25 protein-coding genes are annotated in these 26,243 nt (G+C 67.9%); 13 read left to right on the top strand and 12 right to left on the bottom strand.

Annotated features, from left to right (window positions below; genetic code table 11):
• Positions 1–13 precede the first annotated feature (13 nt).
• Positions 14–973 carry a LysR family transcriptional regulator gene (locus WHX56_RS19145; RefSeq protein ID WP_338878665.1) on the top strand — a complete coding sequence of 320 codons (960 nt, stop codon included), beginning with the start codon at positions 14–16 and terminating at the stop codon, positions 971–973.
• A 19-nt stretch (positions 974–992) separates the two neighbouring features.
• Here the strand turns inward: WHX56_RS19145 and WHX56_RS19140 are convergent, their stop codons facing one another.
• The 3 genes from WHX56_RS19140 to WHX56_RS19130 all read right to left on the bottom strand — a co-directional run bounded on the left by WHX56_RS19140 (position 993) and on the right by WHX56_RS19130 (position 3,746).
• Positions 993–2,150, bottom strand: a complete 1,158-nt coding sequence (locus tag WHX56_RS19140; protein ID WP_129238828.1) for a Fic family protein — start codon at positions 2,148–2,150, stop codon at positions 993–995.
• A 142-nt stretch (positions 2,151–2,292) separates the two neighbouring features.
• Positions 2,293–2,649 (bottom strand): hypothetical protein, encoded by a 357-nt coding sequence (locus tag WHX56_RS19135; protein ID WP_338878664.1) that lies wholly within the window; start codon positions 2,647–2,649, stop codon positions 2,293–2,295.
• 119 nt (positions 2,650–2,768) lie between these two features.
• Positions 2,769–3,746, bottom strand: coding sequence for a Bug family tripartite tricarboxylate transporter substrate binding protein (locus WHX56_RS19130; RefSeq protein ID WP_129238830.1), 978 nt, complete (start codon positions 3,744–3,746; stop codon positions 2,769–2,771).
• 222 nt (positions 3,747–3,968) lie between these two features.
• Between WHX56_RS19130 and kdgD the strand changes: the two genes are divergently transcribed.
• From kdgD to WHX56_RS19100, 6 genes are all read left to right on the top strand, one after another.
• On the top strand, positions 3,969–4,883 hold the full coding sequence (kdgD, locus tag WHX56_RS19125; protein ID WP_338878663.1) for a 5-dehydro-4-deoxyglucarate dehydratase: 915 nt from the start codon (positions 3,969–3,971) through the stop codon (positions 4,881–4,883).
• Between the two features lie 181 nt (positions 4,884–5,064).
• On the top strand, positions 5,065–5,622 hold the full coding sequence (locus WHX56_RS19120) for a carboxymuconolactone decarboxylase family protein (RefSeq protein ID WP_338878662.1): 558 nt from the start codon (positions 5,065–5,067) through the stop codon (positions 5,620–5,622).
• A gap of 19 nt (positions 5,623–5,641) precedes the next feature.
• Positions 5,642–6,439: an ABC transporter ATP-binding protein gene (locus WHX56_RS19115; RefSeq protein ID WP_129238833.1), complete on the top strand. Its 798-nt coding sequence runs from the start codon at positions 5,642–5,644 to the stop codon at positions 6,437–6,439.
• Entirely contained in the window at positions 6,436–7,284 is an 849-nt protein-coding gene (locus WHX56_RS19110; protein WP_129238834.1) for an ABC transporter permease, read from the top strand. Before WHX56_RS19115 ends, WHX56_RS19110 begins: the two co-directional genes overlap by 4 nt.
• A gap of 26 nt (positions 7,285–7,310) precedes the next feature.
• A complete protein-coding gene (locus WHX56_RS19105) occupies positions 7,311–8,279 on the top strand; it encodes an ABC transporter substrate-binding protein (protein WP_338878661.1) in 969 nt (322 codons plus the stop codon).
• Between the two features lie 98 nt (positions 8,280–8,377).
• On the top strand, positions 8,378–10,705 hold the full coding sequence (locus WHX56_RS19100; RefSeq protein ID WP_338878660.1) for a TonB-dependent siderophore receptor: 2,328 nt from the start codon (positions 8,378–8,380) through the stop codon (positions 10,703–10,705).
• On the opposite strand, the gene WHX56_RS19095 is transcribed toward WHX56_RS19100, so the two are convergent.
• Both WHX56_RS19095 and WHX56_RS19090 read right to left on the bottom strand, forming a co-directional pair.
• Complete coding sequence (locus tag WHX56_RS19095; protein WP_338878659.1) at positions 10,702–11,997, bottom strand: HAMP domain-containing sensor histidine kinase; 1,296 nt, start codon at positions 11,995–11,997, stop codon at positions 10,702–10,704. The genes WHX56_RS19100 and WHX56_RS19095 overlap by 4 nt on opposite strands.
• On the bottom strand, positions 11,990–12,673 hold the full coding sequence (locus WHX56_RS19090; RefSeq protein ID WP_338878658.1) for a response regulator transcription factor: 684 nt from the start codon (positions 12,671–12,673) through the stop codon (positions 11,990–11,992). Before WHX56_RS19090 ends, WHX56_RS19095 begins: the two co-directional genes overlap by 8 nt.
• 196 nt (positions 12,674–12,869) lie before the next feature.
• On the opposite strand from WHX56_RS19090, the gene WHX56_RS19085 reads away from it, so the two are divergent.
• Genes WHX56_RS19085 through WHX56_RS19065 form a run of 5 tightly spaced genes read left to right on the top strand, consistent with a single transcriptional unit; the run spans position 12,870 to position 16,665 of the window.
• Positions 12,870–13,994, top strand: coding sequence for an ABC transporter substrate-binding protein (locus WHX56_RS19085; protein WP_338878657.1), 1,125 nt, complete (start codon positions 12,870–12,872; stop codon positions 13,992–13,994).
• A 6-nt stretch (positions 13,995–14,000) separates the two neighbouring features.
• Entirely contained in the window at positions 14,001–15,083 is a 1,083-nt protein-coding gene (locus WHX56_RS19080; protein ID WP_338878656.1) for an iron ABC transporter permease, read from the top strand.
• A 32-nt stretch (positions 15,084–15,115) separates the two neighbouring features.
• On the top strand, positions 15,116–15,565 hold the full coding sequence (gene azu, locus WHX56_RS19075) for an azurin (protein ID WP_129238841.1): 450 nt from the start codon (positions 15,116–15,118) through the stop codon (positions 15,563–15,565).
• A gap of 2 nt (positions 15,566–15,567) precedes the next feature.
• A complete protein-coding gene (locus WHX56_RS19070) occupies positions 15,568–16,350 on the top strand; it encodes an ABC transporter ATP-binding protein (RefSeq protein ID WP_338878655.1) in 783 nt (260 codons plus the stop codon).
• Positions 16,351–16,395: 45 nt separating this feature from the next.
• Complete coding sequence (locus WHX56_RS19065; RefSeq protein ID WP_338878654.1) at positions 16,396–16,665, top strand: hypothetical protein; 270 nt, start codon at positions 16,396–16,398, stop codon at positions 16,663–16,665.
• A gap of 4 nt (positions 16,666–16,669) precedes the next feature.
• Here WHX56_RS19065 and ilvA read toward each other — a convergent pair whose 3' ends face one another.
• A complete protein-coding gene (ilvA, locus tag WHX56_RS19060; RefSeq protein ID WP_338878653.1) occupies positions 16,670–18,265 on the bottom strand; it encodes a threonine ammonia-lyase, biosynthetic in 1,596 nt (531 codons plus the stop codon).
• A gap of 527 nt (positions 18,266–18,792) precedes the next feature.
• Between ilvA and WHX56_RS19055 the strand changes: the two genes are divergently transcribed.
• On the top strand, positions 18,793–21,021 hold the full coding sequence (locus WHX56_RS19055) for an NADP-dependent isocitrate dehydrogenase (protein ID WP_338878652.1): 2,229 nt from the start codon (positions 18,793–18,795) through the stop codon (positions 21,019–21,021).
• Positions 21,022–21,280: 259 nt separating this feature from the next.
• On the opposite strand, the gene WHX56_RS19050 is transcribed toward WHX56_RS19055, so the two are convergent.
• The 6 genes from WHX56_RS19050 to argC all read right to left on the bottom strand — a co-directional run bounded on the left by WHX56_RS19050 (position 21,281) and on the right by argC (position 26,167).
• Positions 21,281–22,075, bottom strand: a complete 795-nt coding sequence (locus WHX56_RS19050; protein WP_338878651.1) for an ABC transporter permease — start codon at positions 22,073–22,075, stop codon at positions 21,281–21,283.
• Positions 22,066–22,692 carry an ABC transporter ATP-binding protein gene (locus tag WHX56_RS19045; RefSeq protein ID WP_338878650.1) on the bottom strand — a complete coding sequence of 209 codons (627 nt, stop codon included), beginning with the start codon at positions 22,690–22,692 and terminating at the stop codon, positions 22,066–22,068. The genes WHX56_RS19050 and WHX56_RS19045 overlap by 10 nt, the downstream gene beginning before the upstream one ends.
• A gap of 17 nt (positions 22,693–22,709) precedes the next feature.
• Positions 22,710–23,462 carry an amino acid ABC transporter ATP-binding protein gene (locus tag WHX56_RS19040; protein ID WP_129239039.1) on the bottom strand — a complete coding sequence of 251 codons (753 nt, stop codon included), beginning with the start codon at positions 23,460–23,462 and terminating at the stop codon, positions 22,710–22,712.
• Positions 23,463–23,487: 25 nt separating this feature from the next.
• Positions 23,488–24,141 (bottom strand): amino acid ABC transporter permease, encoded by a 654-nt coding sequence (locus tag WHX56_RS19035; RefSeq protein WP_129238848.1) that lies wholly within the window; start codon positions 24,139–24,141, stop codon positions 23,488–23,490.
• A 131-nt stretch (positions 24,142–24,272) separates the two neighbouring features.
• Entirely contained in the window at positions 24,273–25,064 is a 792-nt protein-coding gene (locus WHX56_RS19030; RefSeq protein ID WP_287755273.1) for an amino acid ABC transporter substrate-binding protein, read from the bottom strand.
• Between the two features lie 170 nt (positions 25,065–25,234).
• Positions 25,235–26,167, bottom strand: a complete 933-nt coding sequence (gene argC / locus WHX56_RS19025) for an N-acetyl-gamma-glutamyl-phosphate reductase (RefSeq protein WP_338878649.1) — start codon at positions 26,165–26,167, stop codon at positions 25,235–25,237.
• Between the last annotated feature and the right edge of the window lie 76 nt (positions 26,168–26,243).

The raw sequence follows: 26,243 nt of genomic DNA, 5'->3' as shown, positions 1-26,243 counted from the left end.
GCCACACCCCGCGATGGACCTGCGCAAGATAGAAAACCTGATCCACGTCGCCGATTCCGGCAGCTTCTCCAAGGCCGCGTCGGTGCTGGGCATCGCCCAATCCGCATTGGGCCGGCAGGTCAGGAAGCTGGAGGAGGAATGCGGCTGCGCCCTGCTCTACCGCAATGGGCGCGGCGTATCGCTGACGCCGGAAGGCGAAAAGCTGCTTGACCGCCTGCGCCCCCTGCTGGCGCAGATGACCCGCGTCGTCACTGAATTCCACGACGACCAGAAATCGCCCTCGGGCCAGGTCACGCTGGGGCTGACCCCGACGCTGTGCCATATGGTCGGCATGCCGCTGGTGGCGGAAGTCTGGAAGCGCCACCCGCGCATCCAGTTGAACGTCATCACCGGCTACAGCGGCTACGTGCACGAATGGCTGGCCAACGCCCGCGTGGACATCGCGGTGCTGCACGACGCCCGGCGTTCCCAGCACATCGCGGTCGATCCCCTGGCGGAGCTGGACCTGGCCCTGGTGTCGCCCGCGCAGAACCTGTCGCCCGCGGCGCGGGCCTTGGCCTGCATCGACTTCGAGCAATTGCGCGGCCTGCCCCTGGCGCTGCCGACCCGCAACCACGGGCTGCGCCGCACCCTGGAACACGCCGCGGCGCAGGCGGGCCTGCCGCTGAACGTGGCGTTCGAAATGGACGCGCTGGAGCTGATGAAGGAAATCGTGCTCGAAGGCATGGCGCACACGGTGCTGGCCCTGCCGGCGGTGGTGCGCGAACTGGCCTCGGGCCAGCTCGTCGCCCGCCGGATCGTCAACCCGGGCCTGTCCACCCGCCTGATGCTGGCCACCGCCTCCAGCCGGCCGCTGACCCAGGCTGTGAAGATCGTGCAGGGCATCCTGCGCGAATTGCTGGCGGCCATGGCTTCGTCGGAGCCCTACCGGCCGTATATGCGGATGGCGGGTATGCGGGCGGACGAGGGCTGACCGGATGCGCCGATGCGCGCTATTCCTCCGTACCGTAAAGCGCGGGTAGCAGGATCGGCAGGGATTCAAGCGGAAACGCAAACCTGACCGGCGCATGGGACGTGTCGGAAGCGACCAGACCGCACTTCAATGCCGCCGACAACGCGGACCGCCCGGTACGCTCGCCCAGGCCGGTCATCTGAATGAACTCACCGCGGGTGGCCGGACCCGCCGCGAAAAGATGGTAAATGGGCAATGCTGCCTCGACCCGCAGCCGTCCCTTCGCCGTTTCTATCAGAACAAGTGCATTGATTTTTTCCTTCATGGAGTCCAGGGCCAACATGCCTCGCATATAAGCTACCTGGTCTTCGCATACATGTAGAAAGTAATCCACCCATTGGAGCAAGCCCTTCTGCGTAAGATTGCCCCGTCCGTCCAGATCGCCTTGGCGCGGCGAGTCCGCCGCGGCAAGGTACCCGTAGTAATCCCGCACGCCTCTGGCCAGACCTCGGTTGACCGACCATAGGCCTCTCGTAATCGGCAACATGGCGGCGTGGGTCTGCAAACGCGTGGCGCGGCCATTGCCGTCGGCGAATGGGTGCATCCACGCCATGCGGTGATGCGCACAAGCGATGGCAATAAGCCGGGAATCGCTCGTCCGCTGCCGGTCGTAATGCGCAGTGAACGTCTCCATGAAGCGCGGCAGAGACTGCCAGGCAGGCGGATGATGGCGGCCAACGGTAACATCGATTTCCCGCAGCTTTTCTGGCTCCACCACCAATCCGTCCTTGGTCGTCCGATCGGCGGGCGCGAGGCGACCGTAGAGGGCGCGATGAGCGATCTTGATGAACTCCGCATTCAGCGGGGGGACGTTCGCGGCCTGGGCTTCGACCTCTTTTTCCGCCTCGATGTGGGCAACGGCGATGCGTTGCAATTGCGCGATCTCAGGCCTGTCCGAATATTTGTCATGCAGGGCAGCTTCGATGTTCCTGGGAGTTGTACTTTGCCCTTCGATCCTATTGCTGTAGTAGGAATTCATGCTTCGAAGCAGTTCGTGCAGCGCGGCACGCGTGCTTGAATGCGCCAGCCCCCCGAGTTCGGCTGCCTGATCGACGACTGCGGATGCGCGCTCCAGATAGGGCCCAAGCGTATGCTCGGCCGGCAATAGAGGCAGGAATTGCTGTGGCGAGTCGTACATGTTTTCCGATATTTATGCCGTTTATACTTTCATCTATCTTGTTGTTATTTAAACATTAATTAGAAAATAAATTCAATTATATAGATAATTTTTTCCGCTTTTTTTGCCGCTTTATTGGGAAACCCCCGACGCTCACGGCAGCTCACCGGGGCACCGGCAGCGGCGGCGGCGGCGTCAGCGGCCCGGTGGGCTGCCCCCGCGGCGCCGGCATCGGCGGCAGGCGGGACGGGGCCGGGCTGACCCATCCCGGCTGGCGGCTGGGGCCGCTGGAAGGCGGCGCGGGCGGTCCCGGCGGCCTGCCCGCGGTGGCGCAGCCCGTGCCCAGGCAGGGTTCCGCCGATGCGCCGGGATTGACCAGCCGCGAGCATGACGCGCCGACGCAGCTATCGGGAATGACCCGGGCCGAAGGCGGGGGCCGCGGCACGGCGGGCTCGCCGCCTTGGGCGGCCGCCTGCGCGCAGGCCGCCGCCAGCAATGCCGCCGCCCATGTGCTTTTCATGATTGCATGCTCCGCTCGGGATTGCCGGGATTCCACGCCTGGCCGGGGTCCGGGCGCGGGATGCATCCAGTGTGCGCCCGTCCTTCCCGGCCTGTCCAGGCAGGCGGGGCGGCCCGCCGTCAATCCAGCCGGATGTCGGTGCTTTGCACCACCGAGGCCCAGCGCGCGCGTTCGCTATTGAAGAACTGCGCCAGTTCCGCCGGATTGCGAGTGACGATTTCCGCGCCCTGCTCGTTCAACTGCGCCTTCACGTCGGGCTGGTTGACGATCCGCGCCATCAGTTCCGACAGGCGGTTGGCGACCGGATCGGTCGTGTTGGCCGGTGCCATGACGCCTTGCCAGGTGCCCGATTCGAATCCGGCCACGCCTTGCTCGGAAATCGTCGGGATGTCGGGCACGAGCTGCATGCGTTCCCGCTTGGAGATCGCGACCGGCCGCAGCTTGCCGGCCTTGATGTGGGGCAGCGTGGCCAGCAGCCCGTTCATGATGACCTGGGTCTGCCCGCCGATGGTGTCCGTCACCGCCTGCGAGCCGCCCTTGTACGGCACGTACTCCCATTGGGCGCCCGTGGCCTGCTGCACCGCTACGGCCGCCAGGTGCGGCGCGCTGCCGATGGCGGTAACCGCGAAATTCAGGCGCTGCTTTTTCGACAGCGCGACCAATTCGGGTACGGTCCGCGCGGGCACGTCCGGGTGCACGGCCAGCACGTGCGGCGAGTACGCCAGCATGCCGACCGCGCGAAGGTCCTTGGACGGGTCGAAGGAAAGCTTGGTATAGACGGACGGGCTGATCGCCAGCGCGCCGACGTCGCACAGCAGCACCGTATGGCCTTCCTGCGCCGCCTGCACCACTAGGCCGGCGCCCAGGTTGCCGTTGGCCCCCGGCTTGTTCTCGACCACCACCGTCTGGTTCAGGGCGTCGCTCAGCCGGGGCGCGAGGAGGCGGGCGATGATGTCCGACGAGCCGCCGGGCGGATAAGGCACGATGATGCGGACCGGCCGCGTGGGCCAGCCGGACGACTGCGCCCGTGCCGGCACCCACGGCGACAGGCAAAGCGCCGCGGCGCCGCCCAGGAACTGTCTCTTGCTCGGGTTCATGGTGTCTCCTTCCGATTTTTTCGAGGGTCGCGAAGCCTGTTTCCACCACCAGGCCAGTTATCGTACAACCAATAAAATAATGCTGAACATATCTCTCGATAAATTCCGGGTTTCCCCTCGATCATCAACTAGTTCATAGGAGAATTCAGCTTGAAGCACTGAATTCCGTGTTGTACGATGACGCATCTCTTCAAGACACAAATGCCCAAGGATGAGCGCAACATGACGACCCCGCAGGAACTCAAGGACATCGTTTCGGAAGGCCTGCTGTCCTTTCCCGTGACGGACTTCGACCGGAACGGCGACTTCAATGCCCGGGCCTATGCGCAGCGCCTGGAATGGCTGGCGCCCTACGGCGCCACCGCCCTCTTCGCCGCCGGCGGCACAGGCGAATTCTTCTCGCTGGCGCCGCAGGAATACGCCGACGTGATCCGCACCGCGGTGCAGACCTGCGCCGGCAAGGTGCCCATCCTGGCCGGCGCAGGCGGCCCCACCCGCAGCGCGATCGCCTACGCGCAGGAGGCCGAGCGCCTGGGCGCCAAGGGCATCCTGCTGCTGCCCCACTACTTGACCGAGGCGTCGCAGCAAGGCATCGCCGCCCACGTCGAACAAGTGTGCAAGTCGGTCGGGATCGGCGTCATCGTCTACAACCGCGCGCAGTCCCGCCTGTCGGCCGACAGCCTGGCCCAGTTGGCCGAGCGCTGCCCCAACCTGGTCGGTTTCAAGGACGGCGTGGGGGACATCGAGGCCATGGTGCGGATCCGCCGCAAGCTGGGCGACCGTTTTTCCTACCTGGGCGGCCTGCCCACGGCCGAGGTCTACGCCGCCGCCTACCGGGCGCTGGGCGTGCCGGTCTATTCGTCCGCCGTCTTCAACTTCGTGCCGCGCACCGCCATGGCGTTCTACCGGGCCGTCGCGGCGGGCGACCACGACACCACCAACCGGCTGCTGGACGATTTCTTCCTCCCCTATCTGGAAATCCGCAACCGCGTTCCGGGCTACGCGGTCAGCATCGTCAAGGCCGGCGCCAAGCTGGTCGGCCGCGACGCCGGCCCGGTGCGCGCGCCGCTGACGGACCTGGACGGCGCAGAGCTGGACATGCTGGACGCCCTCATCAAGAAACTCGGGCCACAGTAAAGCCGCCTGGCCCCGATCGCCCGCCCCCCTGCGGGCGCGACTGCCCGAGGCACGGCGAGCCCGCGCGATGCCCCCCATCGCGCGGGTATGGCCATATACATATTCGACATCGGTATTTTCCAGTCGGGCGCGCGTCTTTTAGGATGCCAGCGTTGTCCGTCCTTCTTCTGCTGGAATCGCCTTGCCTCGCCTGACTCCCCTGGATCCCGCCAAACTGGATCCCGCCACCGCCTCCCTCTTCAACCAACTGCTGCAAGACTACGGCCCCTACGCCAACATGCTGAGCGCCTTCGCGCCCCGGCCGCCGGCGTTGAAGCATTTCTTTTCCTATCTGGTGCAGTCGCGCGAAGACGGCCTGATCTCGCCGCGCCATCTGGAGATCGCGCTGCTGACGGCATCCAAGGCGCATGCGTGCCACTACTGCGTCACGCTGCACACGCCCAAGCTGGCCGCGCAGGGCATTTCGCAGGAGGCCATCGACCGCCTGCTGGAGCCGGAGGTGCCCGGGCTGGACGAAAAGGATCTGGCCGTGCGCGACTACGCCGTGCTGGTCACCCTGACCCCCGCCCAGGTCAGCGACGCGTTCTACCACAAGCTGCAGTCCTTCTTCAATGAAGAACAGATCGTCGAGCTGACCATCCGCATCGCGCTGTGCAGCTTCTTCAAGCGGTTCAACGAAGCGCTGGAAGTCCCGCACGAAGATGTGGTGGCCCTGGAGCTGGGGCACGGCGCCGCCTGAGGCGCGAGGCAGCCCCGCCATGATCTCCGCCCTTCCCCCCAAGCTGGAAATCCGCAACCTGAACAAGCGGTTCCAGACCGACGCCGGCCCGGTCCAGGTGCTCGACGACATCAGCCTGAACGCCGCCAGCGGCGAATTCGTCAGCATCATCGGACCGTCCGGCTGCGGCAAGTCCACCCTGTTCAATATCCTGACCGGCCTGCTGGAACACGATTCCGGCACGATCTCCCTGGACGGCCGGCCCCTGCCCAACCTGCGCGGCCGCGTCGGCTACATGCTGCAACGCGATCTGCTGATGCCCTGGCGCAGCGTGCTGGACAACGTGCTCGTCGGCCTCGAAATCCGCGGCACGCCGCGGGCCGAATCCGTGGAACTGGCCCGCGACTATCTGCATACTTTCGGCCTGCTGCCGTTCCAGGACAGCTATCCCAAGGCGCTGTCCGGCGGCATGCGCCAGCGCGTCGCGCTGGCCCGCACCCTGCTGCCGGACCCGGACGTGCTGCTGCTGGACGAACCGTTCTCGGCGCTGGACTACCAGACCCGCCTGTTCCTCGAATCCATGCTGGCCGACACCGTCGGCAAACAGGGCAAGACGGTCGTGCTGGTGACCCATGACATCGACGAAGCCATCGCCCTGTCCGAACGCATTTTCGTGCTGAGCGCGCGCCCCGGCCGCCTGAAAAGCGAACACAGGATCGAGCTGGGCACGCGCTCGCCCCTCCAGGCGCGCCACGACAGCCGCTTCCCCGCCTACTTCGACCTGCTCTGCCAGGAACTCGACATCCAGACCGCCCGCAAGGACGGCACCCACGCATGAGCCAGACCTCCGTATCCGCCGCCCCCGGCGCGCCCGCCAGCGGCCAGGCCGCCGCTCGCCCGGCGGGCTGGCGCATCCCCGTGCTGGCCACCCAATTGCTGATTCTTGCCGTGCTGTTCGGCGCCTGGGAGGCCGGCGTGCGCGCCGGCGCCGTCTCGGGCTTTCTGTTCGGCTCGCCCGCGGGCGTGCTGCAGGCCGCCTGGAAGCTGATCCAGTCCGGCGAACTGTGGGAACACGCCAACTACACCTTGTGGGCGTCCGCCGCCGGCTTCGTGGTCGGCACCCTGCTGGGCACCGCGCCCGGGCTGGCGCTCTGGTATTCGCCCTATGGCGCCAAGGTGGTCGAGCCCTTCCTGGTGGCGATCAACAGCGTGCCCAAGATCGCGTTCGCGCCGCTGGTGATCCTGTGGTTCGGCACCGGCGTGATCTCGAAAGTGGCGCTGTCCATCTCGCTGACTTCCATCGTGGCGCTGCTGGCCGCCTTCCAGGCCGCCAAGGACACGGATCCCGACATCCAGAAGATGCTGGTGTCGCTGGGCGCGAGCAAGCGGCAGATCTTCACCAAGGTCGTGGTGCCCTCCGCCCTGCCCGCCATCATCAGCACCTTCCGCATCAATATAGGCTTCGCGCTGGTGGGCACGGTGGTGGGCGAATTCATTTCCTCCAAGTACGGCCTCGGGCATGTCATTTTCGTGGCCTCGTCGCTGTACGACCTGAACACCGTCTGGGTCGGGATCTTCTCGCTGATGCTGCTGGGCTTCGTCCTGTACGCGGGCGTGGACATCGCCGAGAAGCGCCTGCTGCGCTGGAAAGACCAGACCTACGCCACCCAATTCAAACTGTAAGCCGCGCCGCGCGGCCCCCTACTGCCATGAAAGCCAAGCTACCCCTGCGCCTCGCTACCGCCGCCATCGCCTCTTTGCTGTCCGCGACCGCCATGGCGAACGATAAGGCCGTCGTCTCGGCCGCCTTCAAATCGGTGTTCTACCTGCCCGTGTATTTCGCCGAGGAACACGGCTACTTCAAGGAGGCGGGGCTGGACGTGCGCATCGACGTCGCCTCGTCGTCGACCAATGCACTGGCCGCCGTCATCTCCAAAAGCGCCGACTTCTCCCTGCACGGCCCCGAATGGACGGCGATCTCGTTCGGCCGCGGCGCGCCCGTGAAAGTGGTCGGCGGCACCTTGAACCGCCTGGGCGTGTGGCTGACCTGCAAGCAGGACTTCGCCTTCGACGGCTTCAAGAGCCTGAAGGGCGCCACCATCGCCACCGGCGCCATGCCCACGACCAGCTCGTCCGCCTTCCTGAAACTGGCGAAGAACGCCGGGCTGGATCCCAAGCGCGACCTGAACCTGCTGGAAGTGCCGCTGGGCAATGAGATCGGCCCCCTGAGCTCCGGCCAGGCCGATTGCGCGGTGCTCTACGAACCGGGCGCCTCGCAGGCGCAGGCCCAGGGCTACAAGGTGGTGTCCGCGTTCTCGCGCGAGATCGGCCCCTATACGTTCTCGGCCATTTCCACGCGCCAGGACATTCCGGCGCCGGTATCGCAGAAATTCGTGTCCGGCATCGACCGCGCGCTGAAGGCCATCCACAAGGATCCGGAAGCGGCCGTGGCCAGCGGGCTCAAGCTGTTCCCGAACCTGGACCCCGCCGTGGTGCGCGCCTCGGTCCGTCGCCTGATCGACGACGGCGTATTCGCGGATTCGGTCGCCGTGCCGGACCAGGCGCTGAAAGACGCGCTGCAAACGCAGATCGACCTGGGCAACCTGGACCGCATCCCGCAGGACCCGAAGTGGCTGGACCTGGGATACGCCCAGCAGATTTCGGGCAAGGCGTACTAAGGCCTTTCCGGGGACTTCGCGCCGCGCCTTAACGGGATCTTGAGATCGCCCTCAATAGAATCCGCAACGATTCTCATTGAGGCACTCAAGATCCCATCATGGCGCTGCAAAAAACACACGTCCAGGGCCGTTTCGCCCTGAAGACCCTGAGCATGGCGCTGGGCGCCGCGGCCACCGGCCCGGCCCACGCCCAGGTCCGGCCCGCCGACGCCACGCCCTTGCTGGCGCCCGTCACCGTGCAGGCCGACGCCCCGCCCTACAAGGCGGAGCGCGTGCAGTCCGGCAAGTTCACCGAACCCTTGCTGGACACGCCGCAGAGCATCACCGTCGTGCCACGCGCCGTGCTGGAGGAACAACAGGCCCAGAGCCTGCAGGACGTGCTGCGCAACGTGCCCGGCATCACCTTCAGTTCGGGCGAGGGCAACCTGGGCTGGGGCGACATGTTCACCATCCGCGGCTTCTCGGCCGAGCAGAGCATCACCGTGGACGGCATCCGCGATGCGGGCCTGTCGAGCCGCACGGATATCTTCAACCTGGAACAGGCCGAGGTATTCAAGGGCACCGGCTCCATCGAATCCGGCGTGTCGGCCGTGGGCGGCAGCGTCAACCTCGCCAGCAAGGAAGCGCGCCTGGGTTCCTTCTACAAACTGTCCGGCGGCCTGGGCACGGACCGCTACCGGCGCATCACCGCCGATCTCAACCAGGAACTGACCGACAGCTCGGCGCTGCGCATCAACCTGATGCGGCACCACAACGCCGTGGCCGAGCGCGACGTGACCGAGTTCGACCGGTCCGGCATGGCGGCGTCGCTGGCCATGGGCCTGGGCACGCCCACCCGCGTCACCCTGAACTACCTGCACCAGGAGGACGACAATATTCCCGACGGCGGCGTGCCCATCCTGCGCGGCACCGGCGGCCGGCGCATGCCCCACGTGTCGCGCAACGCCTGGTACGGCGATCCCGGGCTCTACACCGAGCAGACCCGCACGGACCAGGCCACGCTGAAGGCCGAGCACGACTTCACGCAGGCCGCGCGCCTGTCCAATATCAGCCGCTGGCAGCAGACCGACCGCATCGGCGTGCTCGCCCCCGCGCGCTTCAACTCCACCGCGCGCACGTCCTACGGCTACGCCGGCACGGGGCCGCTGGTCGACAGCGCCGACGGCATCCCCTCCTACAGCGGCTACGCGCCGATCGGCGACCCCTCGCCCTACGCCCAATTGCGCGGCAATGATTTCGGCACGTCCAAGCGCTACACCATCCTGGCCAACCAGACCAACCTGAACCTGGACTTCCACACGGGCGGCATCAAGCACTCCGTGGCGACGGGGGTGGAGTTCTACAAAGAAACCTATGGCGACCACGCGCGCACCATACGCGCGCCGTCGCTCAATCCGGTGATCGACCTGCGCGATACCGGCGGTGTCGACATGGGCGGCGTCGACACCCTGAAGGGCGACTCCGGCAACCAGGCCGAGGTCTTCAACGCCGGCCTGTACGCAAGCGACACGCTGACCTTGAGCCCGCAATGGATGCTGCAAGGCGCCCTGCGCTACGACCGCTACCGCGTCACCCAGACCACGGGCGCGGCCACCCGGCGGGTGACGGACGGCGCCTGGAGCGGCCGCCTCGGCGTAACCTACAAACCCGTGGACAGCGGCAGCATCTACGTCTCCTACAGCCAGGCCGCGCAGCCCTCGGCCCTGGGCGCATCGACCAACAACAACATCTACGGCGCCACCGGGCCGGAAACCTACGAGCCGGCCGTATCCAGGACCTGGGAACTGGGCACGAAGTGGGACCTGGCGGACGGCGACCTGTCGCTCACTGGCGCCGTCTTCCGCACCGAACTGAGCGATTCCTGGGAGTATGGCGACGACGCCACCGACGTGGTGCGCGCCCTGCCCGCCAAGCGCGTGGACGGCATCGAACTGGGTCTGTCGGGCAGCATCGCGCCGCGCTGGTCGGCCTTTGCCGGCGTCAGCGCCCTGAAAAGCCGCATCACGAAGGGCGCCAACCAGGGTGAAGAAGCCAGGAATGTGCCCGACCTGACGTTCAACCTGTGGACCACCTATGCCGCCACCGAAGACCTGTCGCTGAGCTACGGCGCGCAGTATGTGGGCAAGCGCCGCTACACCGACAACAAGTACGTGGGCGGCAAGAACAACAACAGCGCCACGGTGTCGGGTCCGTCCGGCACGCATCCGGTCTGGGTGCGCGACAACGAGAAGGCGCCGTCCTACTGGCTGCATTCGGCGGCCGCGCGCTACCGGGTCGACAAGAACGCGACCCTGGGCGTGAACGTCGACAACCTGTTCAACAAGTTCTACTACAGCCGCGTGGGCGCGTCGCTGGACGGTTTCCAGCTATACGGCGTGCCGGGCGCCGGCCGCACGTTCACCTTCACGGCCGACCTGTCGTTCTAGGCCGCCGCGCCCGCGGGCGCGGCCAGCTCCACCCGGAAGACGCTGCCCTGGCCCGGCTGCGACTGCAAGGACACGCGCCAACCCTGGTGTTCGCAAATGCGCTGGACCAGCGACAGGCCCAGCCCCAGGTTGCCGGCATCGGGCTGCTCGCCCCGCACGAAGGGGCTGAAAATGGCCTCGTGCCGCTCGGCGGCGATGCCCGGCCCGTTGTCCGCCACCTGCATGAAATCCGGCCCCGCCGTGATGACGACCCGCGCTTGCGGGCCGGCATACTGGAGCGAGTTGCGGATCAGGTTGGACAGCACGGCGCGCAGCAGCGGCGCGGGAAACTGCAGGGCCGGCGCCGCGGCCCGCGCCTCTTCCAGGCTCAGATCCATGCCGCGGCGCTGCGCCACGGCCGCCCAGGCCGCCAGTTGTCCACGCGCCGTGTCCAGGGGGCTTTCGCGCGCGAAGCGCTCGGCCGGATCGCCCCCGCGGGCCAGCATCAGATAGGTGTCCAGGCGTTCGCCCATCTCGGCCGCCGCGGCCTCGACGCGAGCCAGCCTGGCCCGGCCGTCGGCGTCCAGCGCCTGCTCCTCGCGCAGCAGTTCGCATGAACTGGAGATCACCATCAAGGGAGTGCGCAGCTCGTGACCCACGTCCGCGGTAAAGAGCCGCTCGCGCCGCAAAGCCTGTTCCAGTTGGTTGTAGGTGGCGTCGAACGCCGCCGCCAACTGGCCGATCTCATCGGGCGGATAGTCTTCGGCCAGTCGCGTCTGCGGCGGCTGCGCGCCGCGCGCATTGACCTGCGCCGCCAGCCGCGCCAGCGGCCGCAGCAGCCTGCGCGTGGCCAGGCTGCCCAGGACGAACGCCAGCGCCAGGCTGCCCGCCAGCCCGCTGACCGCGGCCCAGTGCGACGCCTCCTGGCTCTGCTCGTAATCGGTGTAGTCGCGCAGCAGCATGTAGCGCTGGCCGTCCAGGTCGTCGACCATCACGTGCCAGACCCGCCCCTCGCGCTCGATCTTGTGAAAGCCCGGCGACAGCCGCCGCAACCACGCCGGAAACGCATCGCTGCCCGGATCGCCGTGGAAAAAGCGGTTGGGCCGCCCGGGGTCCATGCCCGCCAGGAAATCGCCGCGCACCCGCTCCACCGCCATGCCCATGTCGATGCGCTGCAGATGCGCCTCCAGCTTGCCCACGCTCCAGACCGACAGCCAGGACAGCAGCCCGGCCACCAGCAGCGCCAGCGCCACGTAGGTCAGCACCAGATGGCGCGCCAGCCCGGGCCGCGCCGCCCGCCGGGCCCTAGGCATCGTCCTCGGCCCGCAACTGGTAGCCGATGCCATGCACCGTGTGCAGCAGCGGCTTGCCATAGGGCTTGTCCACCACCTGCCGGATCTGGTGGATGTGCGTGCGCAGGCTGTCGCTGTCGGGCGGCGAATCGCGCCACAACGCCTCTTCCAGCCGCTGGCGGTGGACCACGGCGGGGCTGGCGCGCATCAATAGGGTCAGCAATTGCAGCGGCGACGGCGGCAAGCGCAGGGCCTGGCCGGCCCGCGCCAATTCCAGCGTGCCCGTGTCCAGGGTCAGGTCGCCCACGCGCAGCAGGCGCGCCACTCCCGCGCCGCTGGCGCGGTGCAGCAGCGCCTTGGCCCGCGCGGCCAATTCGGCCAGCGCGAAGGGCTTGACCAGGTAATCGTCGGCGCCCGCGTCAAAGCCGGCCAGCCGGTTGTCCAGCGTATCGCGCGCGGTCACCATGATCACCGGCGTGTCGCAGGCGGCTTCCGCGCGCAGCCGGCGGCACAGCTCGTAGCCGTCCAGGCGCGGCAGCATCAGGTCCAGCACGATCAGGTCGAACTGGCCTTCGGCCGCCATGGCGTAGCCGCGCTGCCCATCCTCGGCGCAATCGACGATGTAGCCGCGCCGCTCCAGGTGGTGCGTGATGTTGGCCAGGATGCCGGGATCGTCTTCGATGACAAGAACGCGCATGGGGCAAGACAGAGAATGGAAATCAGTCTCATATTGTAGATGTGGCGCCAGGCTTCCGCTCCCGATTGCGGCCCGGACGCCACACCCCCGAACGTCTTAACGCTTTCTTGAGACGGCTTGGCAGACACTGCGTGTCGATAGGAATGGTTCGCGTTACCTGCAAGCCCGCGGGCAACGGCGAAATCCAGGATTTCCGATGAGTACGATCAATCTCCTCCGCGCGGCGCTCGCCGCCGCCGCCCTGCTTTGCGCCTTGCCGGGCGTCCAGGCGCGCCAGGTCACCGACCTGGCCGGCCGGGTCGTCACGGTGCCCGACCACCCGCGGCGCGTGCTGCTGGGCGAAGGCCGCTACGTCTTCGCGATGGCGCTGCTGGACCGCCAGGATCCCGTGGGCCGCGTGGTCGGCTGGCAGGGCGAACTGAAGCAGCAGGACCCCTATTCCTGGTCCCAGTTGATCCGGCGCTATCCCAAGGCGGCCGACGTGCCGCTGATCGGCAAGGCTTCGGAGGCCAGCGTCAGCCCCGAGAAGATCGTGTCGCTCCAGCCCGACGTCGCGGTGTTCGGCCTGGGCGGCCATGGCCCGGGACGCGGCAACCCCATGATCCCGGCTTTGCAGGAAGCCGGCATCCCCATCGTGTTCGTCGATTTCCGCCAGCACCCCGTACAGAACACCGTTCCCAGCATGCGCATCCTGGGGCAGGCCCTGGACCGGCAGGCGCAGGCCGAGGCCTATATCTCGTTCTACGAAGAACACCTGGCCCGCGTGCGCAGCATCGTGGAACCGGTGCCGCAATCGCAGCGCCCGCGCGTTTTCGTGGAGATGCTGGCGGGCGTATGGCCGGCCTGCTGCCACACCACCGGCAACGGCAGCTTCGGCGATCTGCTGGAAGCGGCCGGCGGCATCAACGCGGCCGCGCCCGTGCTGCCCGGCGCCATCGGCGACGTCAGCCTGGAGTTCCTGCTGGACGCCAGGCCCGATGTCTACATCGCCACCGGCAGCCGCTCCGAACCCGGCCGGCCCGGCTTGCTCGCCGGCCCCGGCGCCGCGCCCCAGGTGTCGGCCGACAGCCTGTCCACCCTGCTCGCGCGCGACGGTATCCGCGACCTGGACGCCGTCAGGCGGCATCGCGCCTACGGCATCTGGCACGCCTTCTACAACTCGCCCTACAACGTGGCCGCGATCGAGGCGATGGCGCAATGGTTCTATCCGGAACGCGCCGCGGAGCTCGATCCGCAGGCCACGCTGGACGCCTTGTACCGCCAGTTCCTGGACGTGGACAGCGCGGGCGCGTACTGGACCGCGCCGGCCGGCGGGAAGTAGGCCGCCATGCCAGCCATCGCCACGTCCGCCGCCCCCCGCGCGCCCTCCCACCCCGACGATCCCATCGCCGCCTACCGGCGCGCGGTCCGCAAGCGCCTGTTGCTGGGCGCCGCGCTGGCCCTGGCCATCGCCGCCAGCCTCCTGGCCGACATCGGCAGCGGCCCGGCCTCGCTGACGCCCGGCGAACTGCTGGGCACGCTGCTGCATCCCGACGCGGCCAGCCCCGGCGCGCGCGTCATCGTCTGGCAGTTCCGCCTGCCCTACGCGCTGATGGCGCTGCTGGTGGGCGTGGCGCTGGGCCTGGGCGGCGCCGAGATGCAGACCATGCTGGACAACCCGCTGGCCAGCCCCTATACGCTGGGCGTGTCGGCCGCGGCCGCCTTCGGCGCGTCGCTGGCGATCACGCTGGACTGGCACTTGCCCGCGCTGCCGCCGGGCATGGCGGTATCGCTGTCCGCCTTCGCCTGCACGCTGGTATCCGTGCTGGTCCTGGAGCGCGTGGCGCGCTGGCGCGGCGGCTCGACGCTGGGCGTGGTGCTGTTCGGCATCGCGCTGGTGTATTCCTTCCAGGCGCTGGTGATGCTGCTGCAGTTCATGGCCAGCGAGGAGGCCTTGCAGGGCATCGTGTTCTGGACGATGGGCAGCCTGGCCCGCGCCAACTGGACCACCGTGTCCGTCATGGCCGCGGCCGTCGCGCTGGCGCTTCCGTTTTCCTTGCGCGACGCCTGGAAGCTGACCGCCGTGCGCCTGGGCGAAGAGCGCGCCGCCAGCTTCGGCATCGACGTCAAGCGGTTGCGCCTGGTCAGCCTGCTGCGCGTCAGCGCGCTGGCGGCGCTGGCCGTGTCGTTCGTCGGCACCATCGGTTTCGTCGGGCTCGTCGCCCCCCACATCGCCCGCCTGTTGCTGGGCGAAGACCACCGCTACTACCTGCCGGGCAGCGCCCTGGCCGGCGCCCTGATTCTGTCGCTGGCCTCCGTCGCGTCCAAGACCGTGCTGCCCGGGGCGCTGATCCCCGTCGGCATCGTGACCTCGCTGGTCGGCATTCCCTTCTTCCTCACCATCGTCGTGCGCGCCCTCAAACGCGCATGACGCCCGCGCATTCCCCTAAAGGAGATTCCCCGATGCAATCCCGCCTGCCCCTGACGCTGGCCGCCCTGTTGATGGCCGGCGCCGCCCATGCCGCCCCCTGCTCGATCGACGTCGAAGGCCGTCCCGGCAAGCAGTTCGGCCCCGACCGCATCGTCGTGCCGTCCACCTGCAAGGACTTCACCGTGCGCCTGATCCACACGGGCAGGAACAGCAAGGAAAAGGCCGGGCACAACTGGGTGCTGACCCGGACCGAGGACATCGACCAGGTAATGGTCGACGGCATCAAGGCCGGCGCGGAGCACGAGTTCCTGGCCCCCGGCGACGCCCGCATCCTGGCCAGGACGCCCATGCTGGGCGGCGGCGAAACCGCCAGCGTGACCTTCCCGGTCGCGCGCCTGCGCGCCGGCCAGTCCTATACCTATTACTGCTCGTTCCCGGCCCACGCGCAGCACATGCGCGGCACGCTGGCGCTGCAACCCTGACGATGGCCCAACTGGACATACGCGGGCTTGCCGCCGGCTACGGCGCCACGCCGGTGCTGCGGAACCTCAGCGCCGGGCCGCTGGCCGAAGGCGCGGTCACCGCCATGCTCGGCCCCAACGGCAGCGGTAAATCCACCCTGCTCAAAACCCTGGCGGGCCTGAACCCGCCGACGCGCGGCGAACTGCTGCTCGACGGCGAGGACCTGGCGCGCGCCACGCCCGCGCGCCGGGCCGAACGCGCCATGTACATGCCGCAGGCCCTGCCCAGGGGCGTGCACATGACGGTCTTCGAATCCGTGCTGGTGGCGGCGCGTTCGGGGAGCCGCGGCGCGGCGGGGAACGACATGCAGCAGGCAGCGCTGTCCGCCATCGCCGACCTGGGCATCGCCGCGCTGGCCAGCCGTTATCTGGACGAACTGTCGGGCGGCCAGAAGCAACTGGCCTCGCTGGCCCAGGCGCTGGTGCGCCGCCCGCGCCTGCTGCTGCTGGACGAACCGCTGTCGGCGCTGGACCTGAATTACCAGTTCCACGTCATGGACGTGCTGCGCCGGCAGACGCGCCGGCATCGGCTGATCACGCTGGTGGTGCTGCACGACCTGAATATCGCGCTGCGCCACGCCGACCATGCGCTGCTACTGCACGGCGGCGCCATCGAGACCGAGGGCCTGCCCGCCCGCGTGGTGACGCCCGACACCCTGCGCCGCGTCTACGGCGTGCGGGCGCGGGTCGAGCGCTGCCCCCAGGGACAGGCGCAGGTGCACGTGGACGGACTGGCGGGCGCCTGAAGACGGTATATATTCACCGCTCGAGCCACCACTGGAAGTCAGCCGATGACGAGAAGCCGCAACCTGGCGTTCTTTCTCAGCCTGCTTGCCGCGCCCGCGTGCGCGTCCGTCATCTACGACAGCCAGGGCCTGGTGGCCGAGGTTGCCGCCGGCAGCCGCAACGACTGGAACACCGGCCAGCGGCAGGCCACCCGCGGCACCACGATCACCTACCGCGGCGCCACCCTGCTGCTGACGCAGGACTCCGGCCGCGCCGTCCTGCGCCTGCAGCCCGGGACGGCCTTGCCCCGCAAGCCGGGCTGCGCGCCCGGCTGAGCGCTCAGGCCAGGAACTGGCGGTACGCCTCGTTCGCGGTTTCCTCGAAATGGGCGTAGCCCAACTCGCGCAGGAACGTGTCCAGCGCTCCGCTGTCGGCCAACGGCGCCTGGATGCCGACCAGCGCCGAACTGAAGTCCGCGCCCTGGTTGCGGTAGTGGAACAGGCTGATATTCCAGTTGGGCGCCATTGCGGTCAGGAATTTCATCAGCGCGCCCGGCCGTTCGGGAAACTCGAAGCGGAACAGGCGCTCGCCGCCCGCCAGCGGAGAACGGCCGCCGACCATGTAGCGGATATGCTGCTTGGACAGCTCGTTGTTGGTCAGGTCCCCGACCGAGAACCCCTGTTCCTGCAAGGCCGCCATGATCTCCGCGGCGTCGCCGCGCCGGGCGATCTGCACGCTGACGAAGATGTGGGCGGTGCGCGCGTCGGCGATGCGGTAGTTGAATTCCGTCACGCTGCGCTGGCCGATCACGCCACAGAAGCGGCGGAAGCTGCCGCGCTCTTCGGGCACCGTCACCGCGAAGACCGCCTCGCGGGCCTCGCCGACCTCGGCGCGGTCCGCCACGAAGCGCAGGCGGTCGAAGTTCATGTTCGCGCCCGAGGTCACCGCCACCATGGGCACCCCTTGCACGCCGTCGCGCTGGACGTACTTCTTCAGTCCGGCCACCGCCAGCGCGCCCGCCGGTTCCAGCACGCTGCGGGTATCCAGGAATACGTCCTTGATCGCCGCGCAGACCGCGTCCGTATCGACCAGGATGATCTCGTCCAGATACTCCCGGCACAGGCGAAAGGTTTCCTCGCCCACCAGCTTGACGGCCGTGCCGTCCGAGAACAGGCCCACTTCGGGCAGATTGACGCGCTCTCCCACCTGCATGGACAGGGACATGGCGCTGGAATCCTCCGTCTGCACGCCGATGACCTTGACGCCCGGGTCCACCGCCTTGATGTAGGTGGCGACCCCCGCCGCCAGCCCGCCGCCGCCGATCGGCACGAACACGGCATGCAGGGGGCCGGCGTGCTGGCGCAGGATCTCCATGCCCACCGTGCCCTGCCCGGCGATCACATAGGGATCGTCGAAGGCGGGGATGAAGGTCAGGTCCTGCGCGCGCGCCAGATTCTGGGCGTGGGCGTAAGCGTCGCTATACGAATCGCCCGCCTGCACCACCGTGACGGTGGGGCCGCCATGCGCCTTCACGGCATCCACCTTGACCTGCGGCGTGGTCTGCGGCACCACGATGATGGCGCGCACGCCCATCCTGGCGGCCGAGATGGCCACGCCCTGCGCGTGGTTGCCGGCCGACGCGGTGATCACGCCCCGGTCCAGCGCCGCCCGCGGCGTATTGCGCATCTTGTTGTAGGCGCCCCGCACCTTGAATGAAAACACCGGCTGGTTGTCTTCGCGCTTGAAGAACACCGGGTTGCCCAGCCTGGCCGACAGGCCGCGGGCGGGATCCAGCTCGGTTTCGCGGGCGATGTCGTAGATCCGGGCGGTCAGGATCTGCCTCAGGTATTCCATCGGCGAGGCCTTGCCGTCCTGGAATGCGGCGGCCTGCGGTTGGGCTTGCGTGGAGTGCGGGGCTTGCGGGGTGTGGTGCATCTGGCTCTCTGCTTCGGTGTGCTTGCCCGGCAGAGGCGGCCACAAAAAACCCGCCTCTTGGGGCGGGTGGCTGTGACAATTGCGGTCGCGCGCTAACCCACCATTCCAGGAATGATGGTAATAATCAGCGAAATGCGGACGGCGCGGAAATGCATGGGGCGTAGCTTCCTCCAAGCGCCGCGCTTTGTCAAACGGCCCGCCTTGCCCGGCCGGAACTGTCCAAAATAATACGTCCCCATTTATTTTGCCTCGGCATATGCTTATGCCGCGGCCAAATCGGCGGGTTTTGCCGCGCGCCACGCGTAGCACGGTATTACAATGGAAGGTTCGTGGCAGTCGCACTTCCCTACGGGCAGGCCAGCATCCGGCCGGCCAGACAAAAAAGGGCGGGCGCCGGCCATGCTGGGCAGACGGGCGCAGCCAGCGCGCCTGCCCGGACGAACCCACTCTCGACAACATCTACCGGCTTCGCGCCGCATAGCATGTTCGGGTTTGCGCCTAGCGCCTGCCGAACAGATTCAAGGATCATGTCTCTTACTCCGAAGATTATCTATACCCTCACCGACGAAGCGCCGGCGCTCGCAACCCGTTCGCTGCTGCCCATCGTCCAGGCCTTCGCCAAGCCCGCGGGCATCACGGTCGAGACCCGCGACATCTCGCTGGCGGGCCGCATCATCGCCCTATTCCCGGATTACCTGGAAGACAGCCAGAAGCTGGGCGATGCCCTGACCGAACTCGGCGCCCTGGCCGTCCAGCCGGAAGCCAACATCATCAAGCTGCCCAACATCAGCGCCTCGATGCCCCAGTTGAAGGCCGCCATCAAGGAACTGCAGCAGCAGGGCTACAAGCTGCCCGACTACCCGGACGCCCCCGCCAACGACACCGAGCGCGACGTCAAGGCCCGCTACGACAAGGTCAAGGGCAGCGCCGTGAACCCGGTCCTGCGCGAAGGCAACTCCGACCGCCGCGCCCCGCTGTCCGTCAAGAACTACGCCCGCAAGCACCCGCACAAGATGGGCGCCTGGTCCGCCGACTCCAAGTCGCACGTGGCGCACATGAACGAAGGCGACTTCTACGGCACCGAGAAGTCGGCGCTGATCGCTGAAGCCGGCGACGTGAAGATCGAACTGGTCGCCGCCGACGGCGCCGCCACCGTCCTCAAGGACAAGACCCCGGTCAAGGCCGGCGAGATCATCGACGCCGCCGTCATGTCCGCCGCCAAGCTGAAGTCCTTCCTGCAAGCCCAGGTGGACGACGCCCGCGCCCAGGGCGTGCTGTTCTCGGTGCACCTGAAGGCCACCATGATGAAGGTCTCCGACCCCGTCATCTTCGGCCACGTGGTGTCCGTGTTCTACAAGGACGTGCTGGCCAAGCACGCCGACGCCCTGAAGCAGGCCGGTTTCGACCCCAACAACGGCATCGGCGACCTGTACGCCAAGATCCAGAGCCTGCCCGCCGAACAGCAGGCCGCCATCACCGCCGACATCGACGCCGCCTACAAGACGCTGCCCGCGCTGGCCATGGTCAACTCCGACCGCGGCATCACCAACCTGCACGTGCCCAGCGACGTGATCGTCGACGCCTCCATGCCCGCCATGATCCGCGACTCGGGCAAGATGTGGGACGCCGCCGGTAAGCTGCAGGACGCCAAGGCCGTCATCCCCGACCGCAGCTACGCCGGCGTCTACCAGGCCGTGATCGAGGACTGCAAGGCCAACGGCGCCTTCAATCCGGTCACCATGGGCAGCGTGCCCAACGTGGGCCTGATGGCCCAGGCCGCCGAGGAATACGGCTCGCACAACAAGACCTTCGTCATCCCGGCCGCCGGCACCGTGCGCGTGACCGACGCCTCGGGCAAGGTGCTGCTGGAGCAGGCCGTCGAGGCCGGCGACCTGTGGCGCATGTGCCAGACCAAGGACGCCGCCGTCCAGGACTGGGTCAAGCTGGCCGTCGCCCGCGCCCGCGCCTCCAAGACGCCCGCCGTCTTCTGGCTGGACGAAAACCGCGCCCACGACGCCCAGGTCATCGCCAAGGTCAAGCAGTACCTGAACGACCACGACACCAGCGGCCTGGACCTGCGCATCCTCAGCCCGGTCGAAGCCACCAAGTTCTCGCTCAGGCGCATCCGCGCCGGCCAGGACACCATCTCGGTGACCGGCAACGTGCTGCGCGACTACCTGACCGACCTGTTCCCCATCATGGAACTGGGCACCAGCGCCAAGATGCTGTCGATCGTGCCGCTGGTGGCCGGCGGCGGCCTGTTCGAAACCGGCGCGGGTGGCTCGGCCCCCAAGCACGTGCAGCAGTTCCTGGAAGAAGGCTTCCTGCGCTGGGATTCGCTGGGCGAGTTCATGGCGCTGGCCGCCTCGCTGGACCACCTCGGCAAGGCTTATGACAACGCCCGCGCGCAGGTCCTGGCCAAGACGCTGGACCTGGCCACCGCCAAGTTCCTGGACGAAAACAAGTCGCCCGACCGCAAGGTCGGCGGCCTGGACAACCGCGGCAGCCACTACTACCTGGCCCTGTACTGGGCCCAGGCCCTGGCCGCGCAGACCGACGACCGCGAACTGGCTGCCCAGTTCGCCGCCGCCGCCCGCGCCCTGGCCGACGGCGAAGACGCCATCCTGGCCGAACTGAAGGCCGCGCAAGGCAAGCCCGTGGACATCGGCGGCTACTACCAGCCGGACGAAGCCCGCGCCAGCCAGGCCATGCGCCCCAGCGCCACGCTGAACCAGGCCCTCGCCGCCATCGCGTAAGCGGAGGCGTTGCGATGAAAAACCGGCAGCCTTTCGGGCTGCCGGTTTTTTTTGCTTGCGCGGTTTGGGGGGGCATTTTGTAGGATGGGTAAAGTGCGAGATCGTCGACGCAAGAACGCAATTGCCCAGTGCGCGCAACCCATGCGGCCGCGATAGACTGTTTTCCGGCCGATATCGAGCACTGTCTGCCCACGGCCGCATGGGTTGCGCGCGCTGGATACCTGAGTTCTTCCTTAAGAACTCTCGCGCTTCACCCATCCTACGGCATCAACTTGTCCAGGCGCAGGCGGCCGCGGTCGTCGGTGAGGCGGCGCATGGCGCCGTAGGCCGCGCCGATGGCCGCCATGCCGCTCGCGCCGCACAGCAGGAACATCAGCAGTATCTGGTACTTCGCGGCCTCTATCGGGTCCATGCCGGCGATGATCTGGCCGGTCATGATGCCGGGCAAGGTGATGATGCCGGCGGCCGACATCTGGTTGATGCTGGGCACGATGCCGCGCCGCACGGATTCGCGCAGCAGCGACGAGAACGCCTGGCGCGCGGGGGCGCCCAGCGCCAGCCGGGCCTCGATCGCCAGCCTCTCCCGCCGCACCCCGGACAGCATGCCGTCCAGCGCCAGGCTGGCCGCGTTGAGCACGCTGCCCAGCACGATGCCGATCAGCGCAATCGTATAGCGCGGGTCGTACCAGGGATCCGGGCGCAGCGCCGTATTCAGGATGAACAGCACGGTGATCACCGTGGTCGCCGCCACCGCCGTCGCCCCGACCCAGCCGTTGCCGCGGGCGGCCAGCCTGGCCTTGGGGCGCGAGGCCACTTCCCTGGCGGCCAGCGCCATCATCACCGCGACGACCAGCGCGGTCAGCCAGGGCGCCGCGTGCGCGAACACGATGCGCAGGATATGCCCCACCAGCAATAGCTGCACCACCGTGCGGACCGCCGCCCACAGCACCTGCCGCTGCATGTTCAGGCGCAGCGCGAAGGAAATTCCCGCGCTCAGCACAACCAGCAGCGACGCGACGGCCAGGTCCAGCGGCTGCAGCTCGATCACGTCCATAGCGGCTCCAGCCTGCCTTGTTCCATGCGCCAGGACCGGCGCGCCATCCGCCCGGCCTGTTCGGCGCTGTGCGTGACCATCAGGATCGCGGCGCCGCCTTCCAGGTAGCGCCGCAGTTCCGCTTCGACCCGCCCGGTCGCGGCCTGGTCCAGCGCGGCCGTCGGCTCGTCCAGCAGCAGCACGCGCGGATCGAGCGCCAGCGCGCGCACCAGCCCCAGGCGCTGGCGCTCCCCGGTGGACAGTTCGTTCACCAGCGCGTCCAGCTTGTCTTCGGCCAGCCCCAGCCGGCCCATGATGGCGGCCGCCTTGGCGCGGTCCGCGAAATGCGGCGCCACGTGGTCTTCCCACCAGCCGGCCTCGGCCTGGCAGTACATGACCTGGCGGCGCCATTCGAAACCGCGCATGCTGGAACGGCGCCGGCCGGCCAGTTCGGCCTCGCCGTGGCCCGGGTCCAGGTCGGCGACCTGGCGCAGCAACAGGGACTTGCCGGCGCCCGACGGCCCCATGACGGCCGCGCATTCGCCGGCGGCGAGATCCAGGCTGACGGGAGACAGGCGCGCGCTGTACAGCCCGCGCAGGCGGAGCAGCGGCGGCTGTTCGGACGGGGAGACCGGCATTGGCGGGGCGGCCCGGCTCAGAGCATGTGCGCCAGGAATTCCCGGCTGCGCGCCTGCCGCGGCTCGCGGAAGAAGTCGGCCGAAGGCGCTTCCTCGATGACCCTGCCCTCGTCCATGAAGATCACGCGATGCGCGACTTCGCGCGCGAATCCCATTTCGTGGGTGACCACCAGCATGGTCATGCTCTCGTCGGCCAGTTGCTTCATGGTGCGCAGGACTTCGCCGGTCAGTTCCGGGTCCAGCGCGGACGTGGGTTCGTCGAACAGCATGATGTCGGGCTCCATCGCCAGCGCGCGGGCGATCGCCACGCGCTGCTTCTGGCCGCCGGACAGGCGCCCCGGATAGTTGTCGCGCTTGTTCAGCAGCCCGACCTTGCGCAGCAGCTCTTCCGCCTTGGGAACAATCTCGGCGCGGGCCATGCCCTTGACGGTGATGGGCGCTTCGATGACGTTCTGCAGCACGGTCATGTGCGGGAACAGGTTGAACGACTGGAACACCATGCCCATCTTGCGGCAGAGGCGGCGCACGTCGGCGTCGCCGGCGTACTGGCTGCGGCCGCCGGGAACCGCGCGGACCATGGCCTCGCCCTCGACTTCGATGCTGCCCTCGTCGATGGTTTCCAGGTGGTTCAGGCACCGCAGAAAGGTGCTCTTGCCCGACCCGGACGGGCCGATCACCGCCACCACCTCGCCCTGCCCCAGGGTCAGCGACACGCGGTCCAGCACTCGGTGCGGACCGAAGGATTTGACGATGTCGCGCGCCGCGATCATGACGGGACGCCCGGACGGCGGCGGATTACTGGTCATATTTGGCATAGCGCTTTTCCATGTGCTGGAAGAACCAAGTCAGGACCAGCGTCATGAGGAGATAGAAGGCGGCGGCGACCAGGAACGGCGTGGTCGTGAAATCGCGCTGGACGATGCCGCGCGCCGTGCGCAGGATGTCGTTGAGCGCCAGCACGTAGATGAGCGAAGTGTCCTTGACCAGCGTGATGGTCTCGTTGCTCATGGGCGGCAGCACGCGCTGCACCATCTGCGGCAGCACGATGCGGCGCAGGGTCTGCAGGTAGGTCATGCCCAGCACCTTGCTGCCCTCGTACTGGCCGCGGTCCACCGACAGGATGCCGGCGCGGAAGATCTCCGCGAAATAGGCGGCGTAGTTCAGCGCGAAGGCCACCACGGCGGCCGGAAAGTCCGGCAGGCGCACGCCCACCACGGGCACGAACGGCAGCGCGAAATAGATGAACAGCATCTGCAGCATCAGCGGCGTGCCGCGCATGAGCCAGATGTAGCCGTTGACCAGGCGGCTGAGCAGCTTCCATTTGGATATCCGCACCAGCGCCAGCACCAGCCCCAGCGGGACCGCCAGCGCCAGCGTGATGAAAAACAACGTCAAGGTGACTTTCGCGCCTTGCGCCAATGGCCCCAGGAGGGAGAGTACGTAGTCCATGCAGTGGGTTCGCGCCGCCAGGGCAACAGGGAATCATGAGCAGGCCCGCCTGGCGCGCGGTGGCGCCGCGGCGGGCCGCGAAAAACAGGGCCAGGCGCCCCGGCCTGCCGGCCGCGGGCGTCTCCTGCCGCTTACTTGATGATGTTGGCGCCGAACCACTGGGTGGCGATGCGGCCGGCCGTGCCGTCCTGCTTCATCGAGTCCAGCGTCTTGTCCAGCTTGCCCAGCAGTTCGGTGTCGTCCTTGCGCACGCCGACGCCGTAGTCTTCCGTGCCGAAGTTCTCGTCCAGCACGCGGTATTCGCCGGCGCGCTTGCTGATCAGGTAGCGGCCCACCACTTCGTCCACGACGATGGCGTCCAGCCGGCCGGCGGCCAGGTCCATCAGGGCCGTGACGTTATCGCCGAACTTCTTGACTTCCTTGATCTGCGCGGCCACCGGATCCTTGGCGATGGCGTCCGTGGCGCTGCTGCCGTCCTGGGCGCCGACCACCTTGCCGGCCAGGTCGGCCTTGAGCTTCACCGGCGAGGCGTTGCCCACGATGATGATCTGGTGGTTGGCCATGTACGGGGCCGTGAAGCTGATGTTCTTCTTGCGCTCTTCGGTGATGGTCAGGCCGTTCCACAGCACGTCCACGCGTTTGCCGTTCAGCTCGGCTTCCTTGGCGCTCCAGTCGATCGGCTTGAATTCGACTTCCAGGCCCAGACGCTTGCTGGCTTCCTTGGCCATGTCGATGTCGAAACCGACGATCTGGTTGCTTGCATCCCGGAAGCCCATGGGCGGAAAGTTGTCGTCCAGGCCGACGACGACCTTCTTGGCGGCGGCGGGCGCCTGCGCGCCGGCGGTGGGCGCGTTGTCGCCGGGGCCGCAAGCCGTGAGCATCGCGGTTGCGGACACGAGAAGAAGTGCAGTCAGTTTTTTCATCGTTATGGGGGGCGCTCAAGGCGCGGAATGAAGAAAGCCGGGAGGCCGGTAAAAGCCGCGAGCCGGTATTTTAGCCTCCTTGGAAAGGGGCGCCGCCGCCCGGGCGCCGTGGCGGGCCGCCCCCTCCTCTAGCAACCCGGCGTCCGCATTCTTTCCCCAAGCGGCGGCAATCAGCCCATCGCCTCCAGCATCAGGTCCAGATTCTGCACCGCCGCGCCGGACGCGCCCTTGCCCAGGTTGTCGAACACGGCCGTCAGCAGCACCTGGCCGTGCTGCGCGTTGCCATAGACCGCCAGGCGCAGGTCGTTGGTGCCGTTCAAGGCCTGCGGATCCAGATGCGTGTGCCCGGCCGCGTCCTCGGGCGCGGCCACCTGCACGTGCGCCGCGCCGGCATAGTGGCGGTGCAGGCAATCGTGCAGCCGCTGGGCGTCCACGCCCGCGGGCAGCAGGCGCAGTTGCAGCGGCACCGTCAGCACGATGCCCTGGCGGAATGCGCCGTAGGCGGGCACGAAGACCGGCCGCTGCGTCAGGCCGGCGTGCTTTTCGATTTCCGGCGTGTGCTTGTGCGCCAGGCCCAGTCCATAGAGCTGGAACGCCGGCCCTTGCGGCCCGTCCGGCCCTTCGTACGCGTCCACGCTGGCGCGGCCGCCGCCCGAGTAGCCGGACACGGCGTGCACCGTCACCGGGTAATCGGCCGGCACCAGGCCTGCCTGGACCAGCGGCCCCAGGAGGGCGATGGCGCCGGTGGGGTAGCAGCCCGGGTTGCTCACGCGCCGGGCCTGCGCGATCAGCCGGCCCTGCTGCGCGTTCATTTCGGGAAAGCCGTAGACCCAGCCCGCGTCCGTGCGATGCGCCGAACTGGCGTCGATGACGCGGACCGCCGGGTTGACGATGGAGGCCGCCGCCTGGCGCGCGGGCTCGTCGGGCAGGCACAGGATCGCGATGTCGCAGGCGTTGATCGCCTCGGCGCGGCGTTGCGGGTTCTTGCGTTCCGCCTCGGGCAGCGTCAGCAGCCGCAAGTCGGCGCGGCCGTGCAGGCGTTCATGGATTTGCAGGCCGGTGGTGCCTTGGTCGCCGTCGATGAAAACAAGGGGGTGGGTCATGGCGCGGTCTTCCTGGATCAGAGGGGTGCGATGAAAGCAGCCTCTATCTTCGGCCGCGCCGCCACATAGTAAAAGT

The sequence above is a fragment of the Achromobacter veterisilvae genome, assembly GCF_037619525.1.
GTDB classification, from domain to species: domain Bacteria; phylum Pseudomonadota; class Gammaproteobacteria; order Burkholderiales; family Burkholderiaceae_B; genus Achromobacter; species Achromobacter veterisilvae.
Note: the sequence above shows the minus strand (reverse complement) of the source record. Positions and strands in the feature narration are given on the sequence as shown.

What these genes read in the sequence shown, in the direction of transcription:
- WHX56_RS19145 (WP_338878665.1), top strand. Translation starts at nt 14, where the DNA reads ATGGACCTGCGCAAGATAGAAAACCTGATCCACGTCGCCGATTCCGGC.
- WHX56_RS19140 (WP_129238828.1), bottom strand. Translation starts at nt 2,150, where the DNA reads ATGTACGACTCGCCACAGCAATTCCTGCCTCTATTGCCGGCCGAGCAT.
- WHX56_RS19135 (WP_338878664.1), bottom strand. Translation starts at nt 2,649, where the DNA reads ATGAAAAGCACATGGGCGGCGGCATTGCTGGCGGCGGCCTGCGCGCAG.
- WHX56_RS19130 (WP_129238830.1), bottom strand. Translation starts at nt 3,746, where the DNA reads ATGAACCCGAGCAAGAGACAGTTCCTGGGCGGCGCCGCGGCGCTTTGC.
- kdgD (WP_338878663.1), top strand. Translation starts at nt 3,969, where the DNA reads ATGACGACCCCGCAGGAACTCAAGGACATCGTTTCGGAAGGCCTGCTG.
- WHX56_RS19115 (WP_129238833.1), top strand. Translation starts at nt 5,642, where the DNA reads ATGATCTCCGCCCTTCCCCCCAAGCTGGAAATCCGCAACCTGAACAAG.
- WHX56_RS19110 (WP_129238834.1), top strand. Translation starts at nt 6,436, where the DNA reads ATGAGCCAGACCTCCGTATCCGCCGCCCCCGGCGCGCCCGCCAGCGGC.
- WHX56_RS19105 (WP_338878661.1), top strand. Translation starts at nt 7,311, where the DNA reads ATGAAAGCCAAGCTACCCCTGCGCCTCGCTACCGCCGCCATCGCCTCT.
- WHX56_RS19100 (WP_338878660.1), top strand. Translation starts at nt 8,378, where the DNA reads ATGGCGCTGCAAAAAACACACGTCCAGGGCCGTTTCGCCCTGAAGACC.
- WHX56_RS19095 (WP_338878659.1), bottom strand. Translation starts at nt 11,997, where the DNA reads ATGCCTAGGGCCCGGCGGGCGGCGCGGCCCGGGCTGGCGCGCCATCTG.
- WHX56_RS19090 (WP_338878658.1), bottom strand. Translation starts at nt 12,673, where the DNA reads ATGCGCGTTCTTGTCATCGAAGACGATCCCGGCATCCTGGCCAACATC.
- WHX56_RS19085 (WP_338878657.1), top strand. Translation starts at nt 12,870, where the DNA reads ATGAGTACGATCAATCTCCTCCGCGCGGCGCTCGCCGCCGCCGCCCTG.
- WHX56_RS19080 (WP_338878656.1), top strand. Translation starts at nt 14,001, where the DNA reads ATGCCAGCCATCGCCACGTCCGCCGCCCCCCGCGCGCCCTCCCACCCC.
- azu (WP_129238841.1), top strand. Translation starts at nt 15,116, where the DNA reads ATGCAATCCCGCCTGCCCCTGACGCTGGCCGCCCTGTTGATGGCCGGC.
- WHX56_RS19070 (WP_338878655.1), top strand. Translation starts at nt 15,568, where the DNA reads ATGGCCCAACTGGACATACGCGGGCTTGCCGCCGGCTACGGCGCCACG.
- WHX56_RS19065 (WP_338878654.1), top strand. Translation starts at nt 16,396, where the DNA reads ATGACGAGAAGCCGCAACCTGGCGTTCTTTCTCAGCCTGCTTGCCGCG.
- ilvA (WP_338878653.1), bottom strand. Translation starts at nt 18,265, where the DNA reads ATGCACCACACCCCGCAAGCCCCGCACTCCACGCAAGCCCAACCGCAG.
- WHX56_RS19055 (WP_338878652.1), top strand. Translation starts at nt 18,793, where the DNA reads ATGTCTCTTACTCCGAAGATTATCTATACCCTCACCGACGAAGCGCCG.
- WHX56_RS19050 (WP_338878651.1), bottom strand. Translation starts at nt 22,075, where the DNA reads ATGGACGTGATCGAGCTGCAGCCGCTGGACCTGGCCGTCGCGTCGCTG.
- WHX56_RS19045 (WP_338878650.1), bottom strand. Translation starts at nt 22,692, where the DNA reads ATGCCGGTCTCCCCGTCCGAACAGCCGCCGCTGCTCCGCCTGCGCGGG.
- WHX56_RS19040 (WP_129239039.1), bottom strand. Translation starts at nt 23,462, where the DNA reads ATGATCGCGGCGCGCGACATCGTCAAATCCTTCGGTCCGCACCGAGTG.
- WHX56_RS19035 (WP_129238848.1), bottom strand. Translation starts at nt 24,141, where the DNA reads ATGGACTACGTACTCTCCCTCCTGGGGCCATTGGCGCAAGGCGCGAAA.
- WHX56_RS19030 (WP_287755273.1), bottom strand. Translation starts at nt 25,064, where the DNA reads ATGAAAAAACTGACTGCACTTCTTCTCGTGTCCGCAACCGCGATGCTC.
- argC (WP_338878649.1), bottom strand. Translation starts at nt 26,167, where the DNA reads ATGACCCACCCCCTTGTTTTCATCGACGGCGACCAAGGCACCACCGGC.